Source organism: Gordonia sp. CPCC 205515, assembly GCF_048537925.1.
Lineage (GTDB): Bacteria > Actinomycetota > Actinomycetes > Mycobacteriales > Mycobacteriaceae > Gordonia.
On sequence record NZ_JBCLVJ010000004.1, the window covers coordinates 288,477 to 305,521 of the forward strand.

A 17,045-nucleotide genomic window follows, 5' to 3' on the forward strand; every position below is an offset into this window, starting at 1 on the left:
CCCAACCCAAGGACGCCACCATGAGCGGACCGACTATGAACGGATCCCACTCCACCTCTGACCCGATCACCCGCCCCAACTGGCCGGTGCTCATCCTGGCCTTCGTGGCCGTCGTGCTCGACGGCTACGACACCATCGCCCTCGGACTCTCCGTCCCTGCCTTGTCCAAGGACTGGGGCGTGTCGGCGGCACACTTCACCCCGGCCCTGTCGCTGACCAGCCTCGGTGTGGCGCTCGGCTACATCGCCGTCGGCCGGTTGACCGCCCGCTTCGGCTGCCGCAACGTGGTGCGCGCCGCGGTCGTGGTGTTCACCCTCGGCTCCCTGGCCACCGCGTGGTCGTCGTCGATCCTGGAGCTGAGCTTCTTGCGCCTGGTCACCGGCTTCGGACTCGGTGCGGTGATGCCGGCCGCAGTTGCGCAGGCCACCGCCCTCAACCCGGTGCGTTACCGGCAGTCGATCGCGGTGTTCGTGACGATGGGCATCTCGATGGGCGCGCTGATCGCCGGAGTGTTCGGCACCAAGCTGATCGGGTCCTACGGCTGGGAAGCGGTGTTCATCGCCGGAGCCATCGCGTCCGCTGCACTGCTGCCGTTCCTGTGGATCTGGCTGCCCGACGAGCGCACCATGGCCGCAGCATCGGTCACGGCCGACGCCAAGCACCATGCCTCGGTGGCGCGACTGTTCGACCCGAACGTCCGCACCCGCACCCTGCTGCTGTGGGGCTTCGCGTTCCTGGTGTTCTCGGTCTACTACATCTTCTCGTCGTGGCTGCCGACCCTGCTCACCAGCTACGGCTTCACCACCAAACTCGCCCCGCTCGGCTCGGCCGCCCTCGGTGTGGGCAGCATCATCGGCGCCGGTGTGCTGATGGTCGCCGCACTGAAGTTCCGGATGACCTCGGTCCTCGCCGGCACCTCCGCCGTGGCCATCGTGTTCCTGGTGCTCTCGGCCTTCCTCGGCGCCGACAAAGCGCTGCTGCTCCTGGTCTTCGGCGGTGTCGGACTCGGACTGCAGGCCGGCATGATCGGCCAGGCCGCGGTCGCGGTGTCGCTGTACCCGCAGGCCACCGCCGCCACCGGCGTCGGCTGGACCTCCTCGATGGGCCGCCTCGGATCGGTCATCGGACCGATCGTCGGCGGCGCCATGATCGGGCTGGGCTACTCGACGAGCACCATCGTGCTGGTCGCCTGCATCCCGGTGGCCGTGGCCATGGTCCTGATCCTCGCGCTGGGTCGGGTGGCCTCGCGAAAAGCGATCGTCGAGGAGCCCATTGAAGAGGCGGCGTCAGTCAAGTAGCTTCTTCTGCACCTTGCCCATGGCATTGCGGGGGAGAGCGTCGACGAAGCGAATCTCCCTGGGCCGCTTGTGATGGGACAACTCGGTCGTGACGTGGTCGATGAGCTCGATATCCGATACCGGCTCACCGACCACGTACGCGATTATCCGCTGTCCGAGATCGTCGTCGGGGACCCCGATCACCGCCACCTCGGTCACCGCCGGATGACCGAGCAGCACGGTTTCGATCTCCCCGGCGCCGATCCGGAAGCCACCGGACTTGATCAGGTCGGTGGCCCGCCGGCCGACGATCCGGTGCATCCCGTCCGGATCGATGACCGCGACGTCGCCGGTCGCGAAAAAGCCGTCCGATAGCCAGGATTCGGCCGTCTTCTCCGGCTGATTCAAGTACTCCCGCGCCATCATCGGGCCGCGGACATGCAGATCGCCGACACTCTCACCGTCGTGCGGCAGATCCGAATCACCTTCGCGCAGGCGGGTTTCCACCCCGTTCAGCGGCAACCCCACCCAGCCGGGACGGCGTTCCCCGTCGGCGCGGGTGCTCACCGTGATCATCGTCTCGGTCATGCCATACCGTTCGACGAGTTCGTGGCCGGTCAGGTCGCGGATCGTCTCGAACACCGGCACCGGTAGTGGTGCGCTCCCCGACACCAGCAGACGCGCACTCGAAAGACGCTGGGCGGCAGCCTGATCGGCACCGACCCGGGCCCACACCGTGGGGACACCGAAGTACATGGTTGCGCCGGCATCGGCCGCTGCCGCATAGCGGTCGGCGGTGGGCTTGACGGTGTGGATCAACCGGCCACCGCGTCGCAGCGGTCCGAGCATGCCGAGGATCAGACCGTGCACATGGAACAACGGAAGACCATGGGCCAGCGCATCATCGGAGCTCCACTGCCACGCGTCGGCGAGAGCGTCGAGACCCGCCGCGATGGCGTCCCGGGTGATCGGCACACCCTTGGGCAGCCCGGTAGTGCCCGACGTGTAGAGCATCAGTGCCGTCGCCGACCCGGCGATCTGAGGGTGGCCGTGCCACGACCGGGCATAGCGTCGCACCGGGATCACCGGCAGCGTCGAGTCGTCGGGTGCCGCGCCAAGCCAGGCCTGCGCACCCGAGTCGGTCAGGATGTGCGCGAGTTCCTTGGTGCCGGAATCCGGCGGTACCGGCACCGCCGTCACGCCGGCGATGAGGCAGCCGACAATCGACAACACGGTGTCGATGGAGGGGTGCGCCAGGACCGCGACGGTGCGGGCGCCGTAGATCCGCTCGGCGACCGCGGTGGCGGCACCGACCAGATCTTCACGGGACAGCGACTCGTCGCCGACGGTGATCGCGTCGGGCAGGTCGGGGGCGTTGGGGGTCAGGGTGGGGAACAGCACGGTTCTACTTTCGCACGAGACGATTCGCGATTCGACGGGGTCGGCTGATACGGTGGGGGCCACGTTCACGCGGTGCTGTAACCCGCTTGCTGAACCAGAGGCCGGGGTGATTACAGAAACCCCCGGTCTTGTCCAAAACTTCGACCACCTCCCGCGCCGCTCTGTGCGCGTAGGTCTCAGGTCAGCTCCGCTGCCGCCCACTCGGCAAACGACACCCACCCCACTTCGGGGAACCGCTCATGCAGCGCCGGGATGTCGACGGAATACCCGTCGCGGCCCAGGAAAGTGAACATCGCGCGCATATCCTCGGACGAAATACGTTCGGGATCAAAAGATTCCGCAGTCAGCGGGCGACCGAGGACGTCGGACAGCGTCGCCGCCATCTGTGCCGGGGTCGGCGCATCGGAGGCGATGTCGATGCGCTCGCCGACGTAGGCGTCCGGATCGGCGAACAGTCCGGCGACGAATCGCCCCAGATCTTGTCGCGAGAGTTGTTGCAGCGGTGTGTCATCGGGCATCCCCAGCGGCATGACGCCGGCAGCCAGTGCGTCGGAGCCGCCGAGGAGGTTGTCGTAGAAGTAGGTGGGTCCGACGATGGTGTGCCGAATGTCGCTGTCGGCCAGTAGCTGCTCGACCCGGTACTTCGATTCGAAATGCGGCACCCCGGTCCCGAGGTCGGCGCTGGCGACCGACGAGAACACCAGATAGGGGACCGCGCCGGAGCGGGCCGCGTCCAGGATGGAGGTGCCCTGCGCGATCTCCGCGTCCGGTCCGGATTCGAACGGGGTGGTCAGCGCGAACACGCCGGAACTGCCGGCGAACGCGTCGGCGAGTCCGGTGCCCGCGACGATGTCGCCGACCGCGAGCTCGACGCCACGCTCGGCGAGCGCCTGCGCACGGCCCGACGACGGATTGCGGACCAACGCCCGCACGGGCAACTGCGCGTCAAGGAGCGCGTCGACAACCGCCCCTCCCTGACCTCCGGTGGCACCGAGCACGACATATGTCATGTCTCCAACATAAAGAAAGATCCGCAGCGACCGGTCGAAATGCCGGTCGCTGCGGATCGTCAGCGCGGAGGATAGGAGATTCGAACTCCTGAGGGCTATTAACCCAACCCGCGTTCCAGGCGAGCGCCATAGGCCACTAGGCGAATCCTCCAGCCTGGCCATGGTAACCAACGAAGCGTCAGCACCCAAAACGGGCGGGGAAGGACCCCCACCCAAGCGCTACATCGGTACCGCTACACTTGACGACGGATCCCGCGCGGCGTGCATCCTGTGAACTCCCCCAGGGCCGGAAGGCAGCAAGGGTCAACGGGCTCTCTCGGGTGCGCGGGGTCCCCTACATAAACCAGAGAGCGTCACCGCCCACCCACAGCGGTGTCTGCGCGAGAGGTCCCGCGTTGAATTACCACTCAATGAGTGCTGCCGAACTCCGCGATACCCAGTCCGACCTGCAGAAGCTGTACGACCAGCTGCGCGCTGCGGGCCTGAAGCTGGATCTGACCCGCGGCAAGCCCGCGCCCGAGCAACTCGACCTCTCCAACGAGTTGCTGTCGCTGCCCGGCGACGGTGTCTACAAGGACTCCGCCGGCACCGACACCCGCAACTACGGCGGCCTCACCGGTATCCCCGAACTGCGTGAGATCTTCGGCGAACTGCTCGCCGTCGACCCGAAGAACCTCCTTGCGCTGGGCAACGCCAGCCTCGAGGTCATGCACGACCTCATCGTGTTCGCCCTGCTGTCCGGCACCAACGACTCGGACAAGCCGTGGGGCAGCGAGCCGATCAAGTTCCTGTGCCCGGCCCCCGGCTACGACCGGCATTTCGCCATCACCGAGAGCTACTGCATCGAGATGATCCCGGTGCCGATGCTGCCGAACGGCCCCGACGTCGACGCGTGCGCCGCGCTGACCGCCAACGACCCGAGCATCAAGGGCATGTGGGCGGTCCCGACCTACTCGAACCCCACCGGCGTCACCTTCACCGAAGAGGTCACCCGGGCGCTGCTGGCCATGCCGGCCGCCGACGACTTCCGCATCATCTGGGACAACGCCTACGCGGTGCACACCCTGGTCGACGCCGCGCCGACGCCGTTCCCGGTGCTCGACTGGGCCGCCGAAGCCGGCCACCCCAACCGCGTCTACGTGCTGGGTTCCACGTCGAAGATCACCTTCGCCGGAGCCGGGGTGGCGTTCTTCGGGTCGTCGCCGGCCAACGTCGAATGGTTCACCAAGCACTTCTCGTTCAAGTCGATCGGACCGGACAAGCTCAACCAGCTGCGCCACGCGCGGTTCTTCGGCGACGCCGACGGCGTCCGCGCCCACATGGCCCGGCATCGGGAGATCCTGGCGCCGAAGTTCGCGCTGGTCCTCGACATCCTCAACGACCGGCTCGCCGACTCCAAGGTCGCCGCGTGGTCGGAGCCCGAGGGCGGCTACTTCATCAACCTCGACGTCATCGACGGCACCGCCCGTCGGGTGATCGCGCTGGCCAAAGAGGCGGGCATCGCGCTCACCGCGGCCGGGTCGGCCTTCCCATATCGCGAGGACCCGTTCGACCGCAACATCCGACTCGCCCCGACGTTCCCGTCGACCGACGACCTCAAGGTCGCCATGGACGGCGTCGCGACCTGCGTGCTGCTGGCCGCGTCGGAATCGCTGCTCACTGCACGCGACGCCTGACCCACTGGTCGTCGTGCAGGCATGAATCGGAGTAGATCGGCGCTGATCGCTGCCGTTTTCGTGGTGATCGGGCTGATCGCGATCTGGCTGCAGAACGTCGTCGTCCCGTTCAGCACCCCGTTCTGGGGGCTGTTCGGCAACCAGCTCGACCTCGACGTCTACCGGGCCGGCGCGCAGACCGTGCTCGACGGCGGCAGTCTCTACGACGCCAAGCTGCTCGGCCAGATGGACTACACCTATGCGCCGATCTCGATCCTGATCTTCATCCCGTTCGCGTGGGTGCCGTTCGAGGTCGCCCGCGTGATCTGGTCGGTCGGCATCCTGCTGGCGCTATACCTGATCATCATGCTCAGCTTCCGCAGCCTGGGTCGCCGGGCGAGCTGGCCGCTGCGGGTCATCGCGTTGTCGCTGGTCGCGGTCGTCATTCTGCTCGAACCCGTCCGCACGACCATCTGGTACGGACAGATCAATGTATTCCTGCTGCTGCTCATCGTCGCCGACCTCGCGCGACCCGAGCACAGCCGGCTGCGCGGGGTGGGTACCGGTATCGCGGCAGGCATCAAGCTGACTCCGCTGATCTTCGTGCTCTACCTGGCGGTGCTGCGGCAGTGGCGGTCGATGGTCGGGGTGATCGCGGGGTTCGTCGGCACCGTCGTCGTCGGGTTCCTGATCCTGCCGAGCGGGTCGTGGTCGTACTGGACCGACAAACTGTTCGACCCGGACCGGGTGGGTGCGCCGCAGACCGTCGGCAACCAGTCGCTACGCGGGTGGCTGGCCAACCTGATGCACACCGATACGCCGAACGGGTTGCTGTGGGTGGTGCTGGCGGTGGCCGCGCTGGTCGCCGGCATGTATGCGGCGGTCCTCGCGCATCGACATGGCCAGGAACTCCTGGCGATCACCGTCGTCGGGCTGACCGCCTGCGCGATCTCGCCGGTCTCCTGGGGACATCACTGGGTGTGGATGGTGCCGCTGGTGGTGATCGGCGTGCATCTGCTGCTGACGCCGGGTCGTCGTGCGCTCACCTACGGGCTCCTCGTGGCCGGGCTGCTCGGGATGATGCTCGTCGCCTTCTCCTGGCGCACCTACCTCGCGCACCCCATCTGGTTCGTCAACCGGACCGTGCCCGACGCCTACCTCATCGGACTGTTCTTCAAACACGGCATCACCTGGCTGGAATGGTTCACCGTGTACCCGTACAACGTCGTCTTCATCGTGACCGTGGCGTCGACGATCCTGGTGCTGCGACGACGACCCATCGCGCGGCCCACCGTCGATCCAGCGCTCTTCGTCCCGCGGTAACGAACACGGGAACCTGGTCGACTGTCCCAGTAGGGGCGTGCGGATCGTCCTCGCGTCTCGCGTCGAAGGGAGCAGAACCATGCGACGTCGAATCACCCTCACCACGGCCGCCGCACTCGGCACGACGCTGGCCGCCACCGTTGCCCTCGCCCCACCCGCCGACGCGGTCTTGCGCACGCAGACGGTGGGCATGAACTGTTGGAGCATCAGCCCCAACATCGTCGACCTGCCGTTCAACAATGGTGTCTCGGTCCGCACCGACACCAACCGGCCGGGACTGTTCAGTCTGTGGTCGTACAGCAAAGCGGTGTTCCCCAGCACCGTGGACACGACGATCACCGTCACCTCCCTGACGACGAATCGGTCGGAGACCTTCCACCGTCGGTGGCAGCCGAGTCTCGCCGATCTTTCCGGCTACCAAATCGACGATCTCCGCGGGCGTGGCCCGATCCGGATCACCATCAGATCCGTCGGCCACGGGCTGATTCCGGCGTTGCCCGCGCCCATCTGCAGCGGAACCGCCACCGTCTGACGACGCGCCGCTCTACGCTGTCGCCATGACACGTGTGGAGACACCGGAATCGGCGATGGACCTCGGATCGTGGACGGCCCGGCGCGCGGCGATCGGACCGGATCGTCCGGCGATCACCTTCGACGGAACGACGCAGACCTTCGCGGAACTGCAGGACCGCATCGACCGGCTCTCGACGGCCTTGGTGGCCGGCGGGATCGGCCCCGGCGACCGCGTCGGCTACCTCGGCCTCAACCATCCGATGTTCCTCACCACCATGTTTGCCGCAGTGCGCGCCGGAGCGACGTTCGTGCCGTTGAACTTTCGGCTCACTGGCCCGGAACTCGCCTACATCCTCGACGACGCCGGTGTCCACACACTCGTCGCTGCCGACGACTTCACCGGGGTGATCGATTCCATCGCAGGCGATCTCGCGTCGCTGACCCGGCGGATCGCGGTGACGGCAGCCGATGGGTGGGAGGCCGCCGAGGATCTGATCGCCGCCCACGAACCGATCACCGAACCCGCCCACCCGGCGCCCGGCGAGGTTGCGCTGATCATGTACACCTCCGGTACCACCGGCCGCCCCAAGGGTGCGCTGCTCACGCACGGAAACCTGTTCTGGAACAACGTGAACGGACTGCTGAGCTTCGACGTGGTGTCGTCGGACACCACCTATGTCGCGGCTCCGCTGTTCCACATCGGCGGACTCAACGTCACCACCCTGATGACGCTGCAGAAGGGCGGGCATGTGGTGCTCGCCCCGTCGTTCGATCCGGTCGGTGCCCTGCAGGCGATCGAAAAGTATCGGGTGACAACGATGTTCGGTGTCCCGGCGATGTTCCTGTTCATGAGCCAGGTGCCCGAGTTCGAGACCGCCGACGTGTCGAGCCTGCGGTTCCTCATCTGCGGTGGAGCGCCGGTGCCGGAGCCGCTGATGCGACGCTACGGGGCGCGCGGAATCCCGTTCGCGCAAGGGTATGGGCTGACCGAGACCTCGCCGAGTGCCCTGGTCATGAGTCTCGAGGAATCCGAACGCAAGATCGGCGCGGCCGGCAACAAGGTGATGGCGCTGTCCGATGTCCGGCTCGTCGATGCCGCCAATACCGTTGTGCCATTGGGGGAGCCGGGCGAGATCTGTGTGCGCGGACCGCAGGTGATGGCCGGCTACTGGAATCGGCCGGAGGCGACCGCAGCCGCCATCGACGACGAAGGCTGGTTCCACACCGGTGACGTCGGACGGGAGGACGCCGACGGCTACATCTACGTCGTCGACCGCGTCAAGGACATGGTGATCACCGGCGGCGAAAACGTCTATCCCGCAGAGGTGGAAAGCATCCTCTACAGCCATCCCGCGGTCGCCGAGGTGGCGATCCTGGGTCTCCCGGACGCGAAGTGGGGAGAGGCGGTGACGGCCGTGATCGCGGCCGCCTCTGGGGAATCGGTGACGCTGGACGAATTGCGGGAGTTCGCCGCCGACCAACTCGCCGCGTACAAACTGCCCCTGCGCCTGGAGTTCGTCGAAGCCCTGCCCCGTAATCCGTCCGGCAAGGTATTGAAATACCAACTGCGCGAACAGTTCGGGGCAGGGCAGGCGACGTAATAGCGGCTCGAATCAGGTGGCCGGAACCGCCACCACCTCGAGTGTCTCCTCGCGAACCCGCTTCGAGCGGAGGCCGAAGAAGCTGAGGGCCGCAGCCGCGACCGCGGCGATCGCCACCACGACGTAGGCCTGCGTGAAGCCGCTGCCGAGCGCCTCGAGCGCGATCGAGTGTGCGGCCGAACCGGGTGCGCCCGGCGGGAGGCTGTTGACCGCGATCGGGCCACCGGCCTGGGCGATACCCATCGCCGGACCTGCTTGCGCCGGATCAAGATTCGCGGACTGCAAGTCTTCGATGAGCTTGGTGCCGGCCGAACTGAGCGCGATCGCACCCACGAGGACCGGGCCGAGGGCGAAGCCGAGATCGCGCAGCAGATTCGTGACCGCACTCGCGGTTCCGGTGCGATTGACCGGCACCGAGTTCACCGCGACCGCGGTCATCGGCGACAGCGTGAGCGCGAAGCCGATGCCGACGAGCAGACACGGCAGCACGAACGCGCTGACTGCGGGATTCAGCACGTCGTTGCGTGAGGCGAGGAACGCGCCGACGGCCATGGCGCCGAACCCGACGGACAGGAGCAGGTGTGCGGGAACGCGCATTTGGAGCCGCGCGATGACCGGGATCAGCACGAACGCGGGCCCCTGCAGGAGCAGGAACATCAGGCCGGTGTAGAGCGGACTCTGGTGCTGGACCGGTCCGAGCCACATGCTGGTGGAGAAGCAGGCGCCGAGGAACGCGAACATGCCGACGACAGCGACGATCGAGGACACACTGAACTGTCGAATGCGGAAGAGCGAAAGGTCGAGCAGCGGCGACGACACCTTGGTCTCGATGACCAGGAAGATCGCGAGCAGGATGGCGCCGCTGACCAGGGCGGTGACGACAGATGTTGATCCCCAACCATTTTCGGGTCCCTGCACCAACCCGAACAGCACCGCGGTGAGTCCGACGGCAAAGGTGATCTGGCCCCACAGGTCGGGTCGTCGTTCCGGGTGGCGAGTCGATTCCTGGGCGAGGACCAGGGTCAGCACCGCCGCGATCAGTGCCGCGACGATGACGAAAACATAAGCGCCGCGCCACCATCCGGCGTCGGCGAACATGCCGCCGAGCAACGGTGAGATGGCCGAACCGGCCGACAGAAAGCCGGCCCAGACCGCGATTCGGCGGATACGGTCATGCACGGTCGTGCTGATCGACGCGACCAGCGCCAGCGACGCCGGGAAGATGGCGCCGGCGCCCAGGCCGTTGATCGCCGAGGCGACCCACATCCACTGCACCGTCGGAGCCAGTACGGCGACGAACGAACCGATGCCGACCAGCACGGAACCGCCGACGACGAGCTTGCGGTGACCGAAGCGGTCGCCGAGCACGCCGAAGGTGAGCTCGAAGACGACCACCGGGATCATGAACGCCGCCGTGATCCAGGTCAGCTGGGAGCCGACCGTCCCGAAGGACTCTTGGAAGACGCCGTTCAGCGCGCCCGGCAGGGCGTTCGCGATCTGGGCGACCATGACGGCGAGCGAGGCGGCAACCAATGTGCCGGTGCCGCGGGTGCGGGATGGATCGGTACTCATGGGGTTCCTCGGTGATCGAAAGGGAGGTCACGGTCGGAGATGACTGTGATGCGAGCAACAACATAAGTACTGAAGTGACATACTGTCAAGTGAATGGTCTAGAAGAATTGTGGAGATACGAACCGTATGTACCCTGATCGGCCGTTACGCTGTCGGCATGGCCACGCTCCGAGAGCTCCAGAAACAGCAGACGCGGCAACTGTTGCTCGACACCGCGCTCGCCAAGTTCGAGGAGAAGGGCTACGCGGCGACCACCATCGACGACATCGCCACCGCGGCCGGAACCACCCGCGCTACGTTCTACCTGCACTTTCCGTCGAAGGCCGAGGTGATGTCGGAGCTGGTGCGCAGCGCGGACGGCCTCCTCACCGAGGCGGATGATCCGCCGCTGGAAACGGTGGTGGAGATCGGGTCGCGCGACCTCATCCGCACGTGGCTCGATCGCAAGTTCACGCAGTGGGAGATCCTCAAGCCGTACATGGTCGTCGCGCACCAGGCCGCATCCATCGAGAGCGATGTCGATCAGGCCATCGAGAAGTGGTTCGACGACACGATCTCCTCCATGCAGAACGGGCTGGCGAGTGCGGGACGATTCGATGCCGAGGACCGTCGGGTGCGCTGCATCCTGGCGTTTGGTCAGCTCGAATACCTGTCGCAGCGGTGGTTCCGGACCGGCTGGATCACGCCGCGGGAAATCTGTCTGGAGACGCTCACGGATTCGTGGATGTCGCTCCTGGTCGGCGGTTCCTGAGCTTCATCCACAGGCATGGGGGAGCGGATCGCCTTGTCGGTGATCGCCGGTAGTCTCGACGCGTGGCTCTGTATCGCACCTATCGCCCGGCAACCTTCGCCGAAGTCGTTGGTCAGGAGCACGTCACCGATCCGTTGAGTCGTGCGCTCGACTCCGGCCGCATCAATCACGCCTACCTGTTCTCCGGACCGCGGGGCTGTGGCAAGACGTCGTCGGCGCGCATCCTGGCACGATCACTGAACTGCGCGCATGGACCGACGTCGACGCCGTGCGGCACCTGTGATTCGTGCGTGGCGCTCGGGCCCGGTGGACCGGGCAATCTCGACGTGATCGAACTCGACGCAGCCAGTCACGGCGGCGTCGACGACACGCGCGAACTCCGTGACCGCGCCTTTTATGCGCCGGCGGAATCGCGGTATCGCGTGTTCATCGTCGACGAAGCGCACATGGTCACCACCGCGGGCTTCAACGCGCTGCTCAAGATCGTCGAGGAGCCGCCGGAGCACCTCATCTTCGTGTTCGCGACGACCGAGCCGGAGAAGGTGCTCCCGACCATTCGGTCGCGCACGCATCACTACCCGTTCCGGCTCTTGGCGCCGCCGGTGATGCGTGGGCTGCTCGAGCGGATCTGTGAACGCGAGCAGGTGACCGTTGCGCCCGAGGTCTATCCGCTGGTGATCCGGGCCGGTGGCGGGTCACCACGCGACTCGCTGAGCATTCTCGATCAGCTCCTCGCCGGTGCATCCGACGAGGGCGTCACCTACGACCGGGCCCTGGCCCTGCTCGGCGTCACCGATATCGCGCTCATCGACGACTCGATCGATGCACTCGCCACCGCCGATGGTGCGGCGCTGTTCGGGGCTGTCGAGAAGATGGTGGACGCCGGCCACGATCCGCGACGTTTCGCCATCGACCTGCTCGAACGGCTCCGGGATCTGATTCTGCTGCAAGCGGTTCCGGATGCCGCCGACCGCGGACTCGTTGAGGCGCCCGGCGATCAGCTGCAGCGGATGCAAGCCCAGATCGAAACGCTGGGTCCGGCGTCGTTGACGCGTTACGCCGAGATCGTGCATACCGCGCTCGGCGAGATGCGCGGAACCACCTCACCCCGGCTGCTGCTCGAGGTGATGTGCGCCCGCATGCTGCTACCGAGTGCCGCCTCCGACGACGCCGCGCTGTTGCAGCGACTCGAACGACTCGAGTCGGGGGTCGTGGCACCCAGCGGAAGTGCCCCTCGCCCAGCACCTTCCGCGCAAGCCACCGTCGATGGGGACGCTCCTCCCGCAGCGGCGCCTCGTGTCGCTGCCCCGTCTGTGACCGCCCCGTCGGACAACGAGCCGCCACCGAAGTATGTGCGGCCCTCGCAGCGCAAGGCGGCTGAAACCCCTGCGTCGACGGCGCCCGCTGATACGTCGACAGCGCCCGCCCCTGCGTCGACAGCGCCCGCTGCTGCGTCGACGGCGCCCGCTGCTGAGTCGACGGCGCCCGCTGCTGAGTCGACGGCGCCCCCCGCTGCGTCGACAGCGCCCACCCCTGCGCCGACAGCGCCCCCTGCTGCGTCGACGGCGCCCGCCCCTGCGTCGACAGCGCCCACCCCTGCGCCCACAGCAACCGAAAAGCCGCCGATAGCACCGCGCGGGGGTGGCAATCCGACCGCGCCGCAGCCGCCGGCACGCGTTCCGGCCGACCGCCCGGTTGCTGTCGACGCGGAAACGGTTGCTGTCGGCGAGAAAGTGGTTGCTGTCGACGCGGAAACGGTTGCTGTCGGCGACAAAGTGGTTGCTGTCGACGCGGAAGTGGTTGCTGTCGGCGAGATTGACGACATCCCGCTGCCCGACGAGCCTTCCGATTTTGAGGCGCCACCGGAGGGGGAGCGGGGTGCGGCACGTCGGCAGGCGCCTGCGGCGCCGACGCCGGAACCCGAGCCGGAGCCCGCAGCGTCGGGTGGCCTTGACGTCGAGTCGATGCGCAAGCGGTTCCAGGACGTGCGCACCGCTGTGCGCACGCGGTCGAAGAGTCTCGAACCGATGCTGTCGGCGGCGACCATCCACGACCTGCAGGACCAGACCGTGGTGATCGGTCACCCGGCGGAGGTACTGGTCGGGCGATTGTCGGCACCGCACGCCACCGGCATTCTGCGTGATGCCCTGCGTGAGGTTTTCGAGACCGAGCTCGACGTGCAGACGATTCATGTGCCGCCCGGTGCCGCGGTACCCACGTCCACTCCCACCCGCACCACCTCGGAACCGCAAGCGCCGCAACAGCGTCCGAAGTTCTCGCGGCCCAGCCGGTCAGGCGGGCAGTCGGGTGCTGAGCAGAGCGGCGGTGGCACGGGCCAACCGTCGGAGGAACTTCCGCCGGAACCCGAACCCGAGCCGGAACCGACCCCACCGCGATCCGACGAGGAACTGACCGACGCCGAGCGCGACGAGATGGTCGCCGACGCGCACTCGGGGGCGCCGGAGAGTCGGCTCGACCCTGATCAGGTGGCGTTGGAGCTGCTCAAGAGCGAACTGGGGGCGCGGCCGATCGAGTGAGTGCCGTCGTCCTGTTGGCGGTGCACTTGTCATCGAATGGGCGGTTTCGACCAGCGTCGGGCTCGCTGCGCTCGCTCGTCGCGCTCAACCGGCGGTGGGGCTCGTCGCGCTCAACCGGCGGTGAGGCTCGTCGCGCTCAACCGGCGGGTGGGCGGCTGAAACCAGCGGGTGGCTCAGGCGTCCCACCAAGGGCGGAGGGGGAGGTCGCTGCCGCCCTTGTTGTCGAGCTTGGTCGCCAGGACGTGGTGCAGCTGGATGATGTCTCGCTCAAAACCGATGCGGCAGCCGGCCATGTAGAGGCCCCAGAGGCGGGCGGTGCCCTCGCCGACCTCTTCGACGGCCTCGTCCCAGTGGTCGACGAGGTTCTTGTTCCAGTCGCGCAGGGTCATCGCATAGTGGAAGCGGAAGTTCTCCTCGTGCACCACTTCCATGCCGCCGATGTCCTGCAGCTTGGAGATGATCTTGCCGGAGCCGGTGAGCTCGCCGTCGGGGAACACGTAGCGGTCGATGAACGAACCGGCGCGCGCGTTCTTGTTGTTGTCGGGCCGAGTGATGCAGTGGTTCAACAACATTCCGCCAACCCGCAGGCGGTCACGGATGAAGCCGAAGTAGGCGGGGTAGTTGCCGACACCGATGTGCTCGGTCAGGCCGATCGAGGAGATGGCGTCGAATCCGGTCTCGGTGACGTCGCGGTAATCGGTGTGCCGCACCTCGGCGAACTCGCTCAGACCCTCGTCGATGATGGCCTGCTGCGCCCATTCGGCCTGCTCGGCCGACAGGGTCGCGCCGATCACGTGCACCCCGCGGCGGGCGGCGTAGCGGACCATTCCGCCCCAGCCGCAACCGATGTCGAGGAGACGGTCGCCAGGCTTGAGGCGCAGCTTGTCGAAGATCAGGCGATACTTGTTCTCCTGCGCGGTCTCCAGCGATGCCTCGAGCTCCGGATACACGGCGCAGGTGTAGGTCATCGACGGCCCGAGTACCCACTCGTAGAAGGTGTTCGACACGTCGTAGTGATGGTGGATCACCTCGGCGTCGCGAGTCTTGCTGTGCCGCAGACCACCGGCGAATCGGCGCCAGCGCGGCAACGCCTCCTGCGGCGGCGGTGCGATCGGCTTGAAGTGCTCGATGCCCAGCGATCGCGCGATGTTCGCGAGCGTCAGCGGCGACGGACGCTTGAACTCGAGGTCGCTGGCAAGGGCGCGCAGCGCACCGTAGGGGTCGCCGGGATGGGCGCCGACCAACTCGAGATCGCCCGCGATGTACGCGCGCGCCAGGCCGAGGTCGCCGGGCGCGGTCACCAGATAGGTTGTGCCGCGCGGTGTCTTGAGGTTCAGGCCGTACTCGGCGTCGGCCGGGCCGGCAGAGCTGCCGTCGTAGGCGGTGACCCGAATGGTTAGGTTGCCGCCCATCAGCGACTCGAAGATCTGTGCCAGCGACATCCTGTGCGACGACGTGTCGCCGGTGGGCTGTACCGAACTGTCCTTGAAGGTCGTCATTGCTGTTTCACCGCTTTCGCATACAGGTCCAGCAGCCGGCCGCGCGGGTCGTACCGCTTCTTGAGGAGACGATAACTCTCGCCCCCGTAGAGCTCGTCGAACTCTTCGGGGGAGTAGAACGATTCGGAGTAGAGCGACTTGTGGCCGTCGAGTTCGGCGACCTTGTGCTCGATCAACTTGTTGGTGTGCCCCGGATCGCCCGGGGTCACCGGCACCGCCGACCAGAAGCCGACGTTGACGTACACGCGGTGCGGCTCCAGCGGATACAGCGGCCACGGTCGCGCGGTATCGCTGCCGGGAACCGCCGGCTCACGAAGTTTCAACGGGCACAACCAGATCGGCTCGATCGGAACGTTCTCCAGGAACCAGGCCACGTACGCGGTGGTGTTCTCGATCGGCACCTCGATGTCCTGCACGACCCGCTCGCTCGGTGGCTCTCCCTTGCGGGCGTTGAGCTTGTCGCCGATGTTGAAACGGTGGTCGAGTCCGATCAGCTTCCAGTAGAAGCTGCTGCGCAGCAAAGACTTCGGCCAGAACCGGCGAACCCGCGGATTCTGGGCGCCGAACGCCCGGGAGCACCAGAACCAGTCGGTGTCCCAGCGCCAGAGGTAGTCGTGGATGGTCAGGCGGTCCCTGGTGATGCACGTTGCGTGTTGGATCGACCGGTAGAAGATGTCCATCCCGGTGTAGTTCGAGACCGGCCCTTCGTCTGCGGTCTGCCGCCCAAGGGTCAGGTAGCACTCGTCGGCGGTGAACACCACGCCGTCGAGGTAGTCGACCTGCTCGCCGTCGTAGGAGCCGTCGGCGATGATCGAGGTCATCGTCTCCTGGAGCTCGGTGAGTGACCCGAATCGGACATGGCGCAGGGCGACATACGGCGGCACCGGTTCCAGCTCGATCTTCAGTCGCACCGAATAGCCAAGCGTGCCATAGGAATTGGGGAAACCGAAGAACAGGTCGGCGTGCTCGTTGGTGGGAGTGGCGGTGATGATTTCGCCTGCGCCGGTGAGGATGTCGATCTCCAGGACCGACTCGTGCGGCAGACCGTTGCGAAACGACGTGGACTCGATGCCCAGCCCGGTGACCGCGCCGCCGAGGGTGATCGTCTTGAGTTGCGGCACCACCTTCGGCGCCAGCCCGTACGGCAGGGTGGCGGCCACGAGGTTCTCGTAGGTGCACATGCCCGCGACGTCGGCGGTCTTCGCCGCGGCGTCGACCGAGATGACCCGATCCAATCCGGACACATCGAGTCCGGGGTAGGGGTTCTTGGCGCGCTTGCGGAAGAGGTTCGACGTCTTCTTCGCCAACCGCACGGTGGCGCCGTCGGGTATCGCGCGATAGCTCTCGAGGAGCTTGGCAACTCCCTCGTCGAAGGCCTGCGCCCCCATCTCCAACCGGTCCGACCTCACTTGGATAGCCTAGGACGTGAGTAAGTCACCCGCCAATCAGGTCTAAGGAGTACCCGCTGTGGGTCAGGTTTCCGCATCTCAGTCGATCGATATCGCCGTCGCCCCGGATGCCGTGGTCGCCGCGCTCGCCGATTACCACGAGGCGCGTCCGGCGATCCTGCCCGCGAATTATCGCGACTACCAGGTGCTCTCCGGCGGCAACGGCGACGGCACCGTCGTGCACTGGATTCTGCAGGCCACCGAGAAGCGTCAGCGTGACGTGAAGGCGAACGTCCGGGTGAGCCCGGACACCATCACCGAGACCGACGAGAATTCGTCGCTGGTCACGACCTACCAGGTGTCCAAGGCCGGGGCGGGCAGCACCGTGACCACGACCACCACCTGGAACGGTGCCGGCGGCATCGGCGGGTTCTTCGAGAAGACGTTCGCGCCCAAGGGCCTCAACAAGATCCAGGCCGAGCTGCTCGGCAATCTCAAGAAGCGCCTGGAGAACTGAG

General features: G+C 66.7%; 13 protein-coding genes, 1 tRNA gene and 1 other RNA gene. 9 read left to right on the plus strand and 6 right to left on the minus strand.

Going from position 1 to position 17,045, the window contains the following annotated elements:
* The first annotated feature begins 20 nt into the window (after nt 1-20).
* Nucleotides 21-1,298: an MFS transporter gene (locus AAFP30_RS06580; protein WP_419229068.1), complete on the plus strand. Its 1,278-nt coding sequence runs from the start codon at nt 21-23 to the stop codon at nt 1,296-1,298.
* Here the strand turns inward: AAFP30_RS06580 and AAFP30_RS06585 are convergent.
* From AAFP30_RS06585 to AAFP30_RS06595, 3 genes are all read right to left on the minus strand, one after another.
* The gene (locus tag AAFP30_RS06585) at nt 1,287-2,678 is read right to left on the minus strand and encodes an acyl-CoA synthetase (RefSeq protein ID WP_419229069.1); all 1,392 of its coding nucleotides are present in this window, start codon (nt 2,676-2,678) and stop codon (nt 1,287-1,289) included. The two genes, AAFP30_RS06580 and AAFP30_RS06585, sit on opposite strands and share 12 nt — an antisense overlap.
* 176 nt (nt 2,679-2,854) lie before the next feature.
* Nucleotides 2,855-3,688 (minus strand): NmrA/HSCARG family protein, encoded by an 834-nt coding sequence (locus AAFP30_RS06590; protein WP_419229070.1) that lies wholly within the window; start codon nt 3,686-3,688, stop codon nt 2,855-2,857.
* A 65-nt stretch (nt 3,689-3,753) separates the two neighbouring features.
* Nucleotides 3,754-3,839, minus strand: a tRNA-Ser gene (locus AAFP30_RS06595).
* 93 nt (nt 3,840-3,932) lie between these two features.
* Between AAFP30_RS06595 and ffs the strand changes: the two genes are divergently transcribed.
* From ffs to AAFP30_RS06620, 5 genes are all read left to right on the plus strand, one after another.
* Nucleotides 3,933-4,027, plus strand: an RNA gene (gene ffs / locus AAFP30_RS06600) — signal recognition particle sRNA small type.
* A gap of 56 nt (nt 4,028-4,083) precedes the next feature.
* The gene (locus AAFP30_RS06605) at nt 4,084-5,364 is read left to right on the plus strand and encodes an aminotransferase class I/II-fold pyridoxal phosphate-dependent enzyme (protein ID WP_419229071.1); all 1,281 of its coding nucleotides are present in this window, start codon (nt 4,084-4,086) and stop codon (nt 5,362-5,364) included.
* 21 nt (nt 5,365-5,385) lie between these two features.
* On the plus strand, nt 5,386-6,666 hold the full coding sequence (locus AAFP30_RS06610) for a glycosyltransferase 87 family protein (RefSeq protein WP_419229072.1): 1,281 nt from the start codon (nt 5,386-5,388) through the stop codon (nt 6,664-6,666).
* Nucleotides 6,667-6,745: 79 nt separating this feature from the next.
* Nucleotides 6,746-7,198, plus strand: coding sequence for a hypothetical protein (locus AAFP30_RS06615; protein ID WP_419229073.1), 453 nt, complete (start codon nt 6,746-6,748; stop codon nt 7,196-7,198).
* Nucleotides 7,199-7,223: 25 nt separating this feature from the next.
* Nucleotides 7,224-8,780, plus strand: coding sequence for an acyl-CoA synthetase (locus tag AAFP30_RS06620; RefSeq protein ID WP_419229074.1), 1,557 nt, complete (start codon nt 7,224-7,226; stop codon nt 8,778-8,780).
* Between the two features lie 12 nt (nt 8,781-8,792).
* Here AAFP30_RS06620 and AAFP30_RS06625 read toward each other — a convergent pair whose 3' ends face one another.
* Nucleotides 8,793-10,352 (minus strand): MFS transporter, encoded by a 1,560-nt coding sequence (locus tag AAFP30_RS06625; protein WP_419229075.1) that lies wholly within the window; start codon nt 10,350-10,352, stop codon nt 8,793-8,795.
* 157 nt (nt 10,353-10,509) lie between these two features.
* Between AAFP30_RS06625 and AAFP30_RS06630 the strand changes: the two genes are divergently transcribed.
* Both AAFP30_RS06630 and AAFP30_RS06635 read left to right on the plus strand, forming a co-directional pair.
* A complete protein-coding gene (locus AAFP30_RS06630; protein WP_419229076.1) occupies nt 10,510-11,103 on the plus strand; it encodes a TetR/AcrR family transcriptional regulator in 594 nt (197 codons plus the stop codon).
* 62 nt (nt 11,104-11,165) lie between these two features.
* The gene (locus AAFP30_RS06635; protein WP_419229077.1) at nt 11,166-13,640 is read left to right on the plus strand and encodes a DNA polymerase III subunit gamma and tau; all 2,475 of its coding nucleotides are present in this window, start codon (nt 11,166-11,168) and stop codon (nt 13,638-13,640) included.
* A 173-nt stretch (nt 13,641-13,813) separates the two neighbouring features.
* On the opposite strand, the gene AAFP30_RS06640 is transcribed toward AAFP30_RS06635, so the two are convergent.
* Together AAFP30_RS06640 and AAFP30_RS06645 are read right to left on the minus strand one after the other, a co-directional pair.
* Nucleotides 13,814-15,139, minus strand: coding sequence for a class I SAM-dependent methyltransferase (locus tag AAFP30_RS06640; protein WP_419229078.1), 1,326 nt, complete (start codon nt 15,137-15,139; stop codon nt 13,814-13,816).
* On the minus strand, nt 15,136-16,527 hold the full coding sequence (locus AAFP30_RS06645) for an FAD-binding protein (protein ID WP_419229216.1): 1,392 nt from the start codon (nt 16,525-16,527) through the stop codon (nt 15,136-15,138). Before AAFP30_RS06645 ends, AAFP30_RS06640 begins: the two co-directional genes overlap by 4 nt.
* Before the next feature lie 79 nt (nt 16,528-16,606).
* Between AAFP30_RS06645 and AAFP30_RS06650 the strand changes: the two genes are divergently transcribed.
* Complete coding sequence (locus AAFP30_RS06650; protein WP_419229079.1) at nt 16,607-17,044, plus strand: SRPBCC family protein; 438 nt, start codon at nt 16,607-16,609, stop codon at nt 17,042-17,044.
* Nucleotide 17,045 lies beyond the last annotated feature (1 nt).

What these genes read in the sequence shown, in the direction of transcription:
- AAFP30_RS06580 (WP_419229068.1), top strand. Translation starts at nt 21, where the DNA reads ATGAGCGGACCGACTATGAACGGATCCCACTCCACCTCTGACCCGATC.
- AAFP30_RS06590 (WP_419229070.1), bottom strand. Translation starts at nt 3,688, where the DNA reads ATGACATATGTCGTGCTCGGTGCCACCGGAGGTCAGGGAGGGGCGGTT.
- AAFP30_RS06610 (WP_419229072.1), top strand. Translation starts at nt 5,386, where the DNA reads ATGAATCGGAGTAGATCGGCGCTGATCGCTGCCGTTTTCGTGGTGATC.
- AAFP30_RS06615 (WP_419229073.1), top strand. Translation starts at nt 6,746, where the DNA reads ATGCGACGTCGAATCACCCTCACCACGGCCGCCGCACTCGGCACGACG.
- AAFP30_RS06620 (WP_419229074.1), top strand. Translation starts at nt 7,224, where the DNA reads ATGACACGTGTGGAGACACCGGAATCGGCGATGGACCTCGGATCGTGG.
- AAFP30_RS06625 (WP_419229075.1), bottom strand. Translation starts at nt 10,352, where the DNA reads ATGAGTACCGATCCATCCCGCACCCGCGGCACCGGCACATTGGTTGCC.
- AAFP30_RS06630 (WP_419229076.1), top strand. Translation starts at nt 10,510, where the DNA reads ATGGCCACGCTCCGAGAGCTCCAGAAACAGCAGACGCGGCAACTGTTG.
- AAFP30_RS06640 (WP_419229078.1), bottom strand. Translation starts at nt 15,139, where the DNA reads ATGACGACCTTCAAGGACAGTTCGGTACAGCCCACCGGCGACACGTCG.
- AAFP30_RS06645 (WP_419229216.1), bottom strand. Translation starts at nt 16,527, where the DNA reads ATGGGGGCGCAGGCCTTCGACGAGGGAGTTGCCAAGCTCCTCGAGAGC.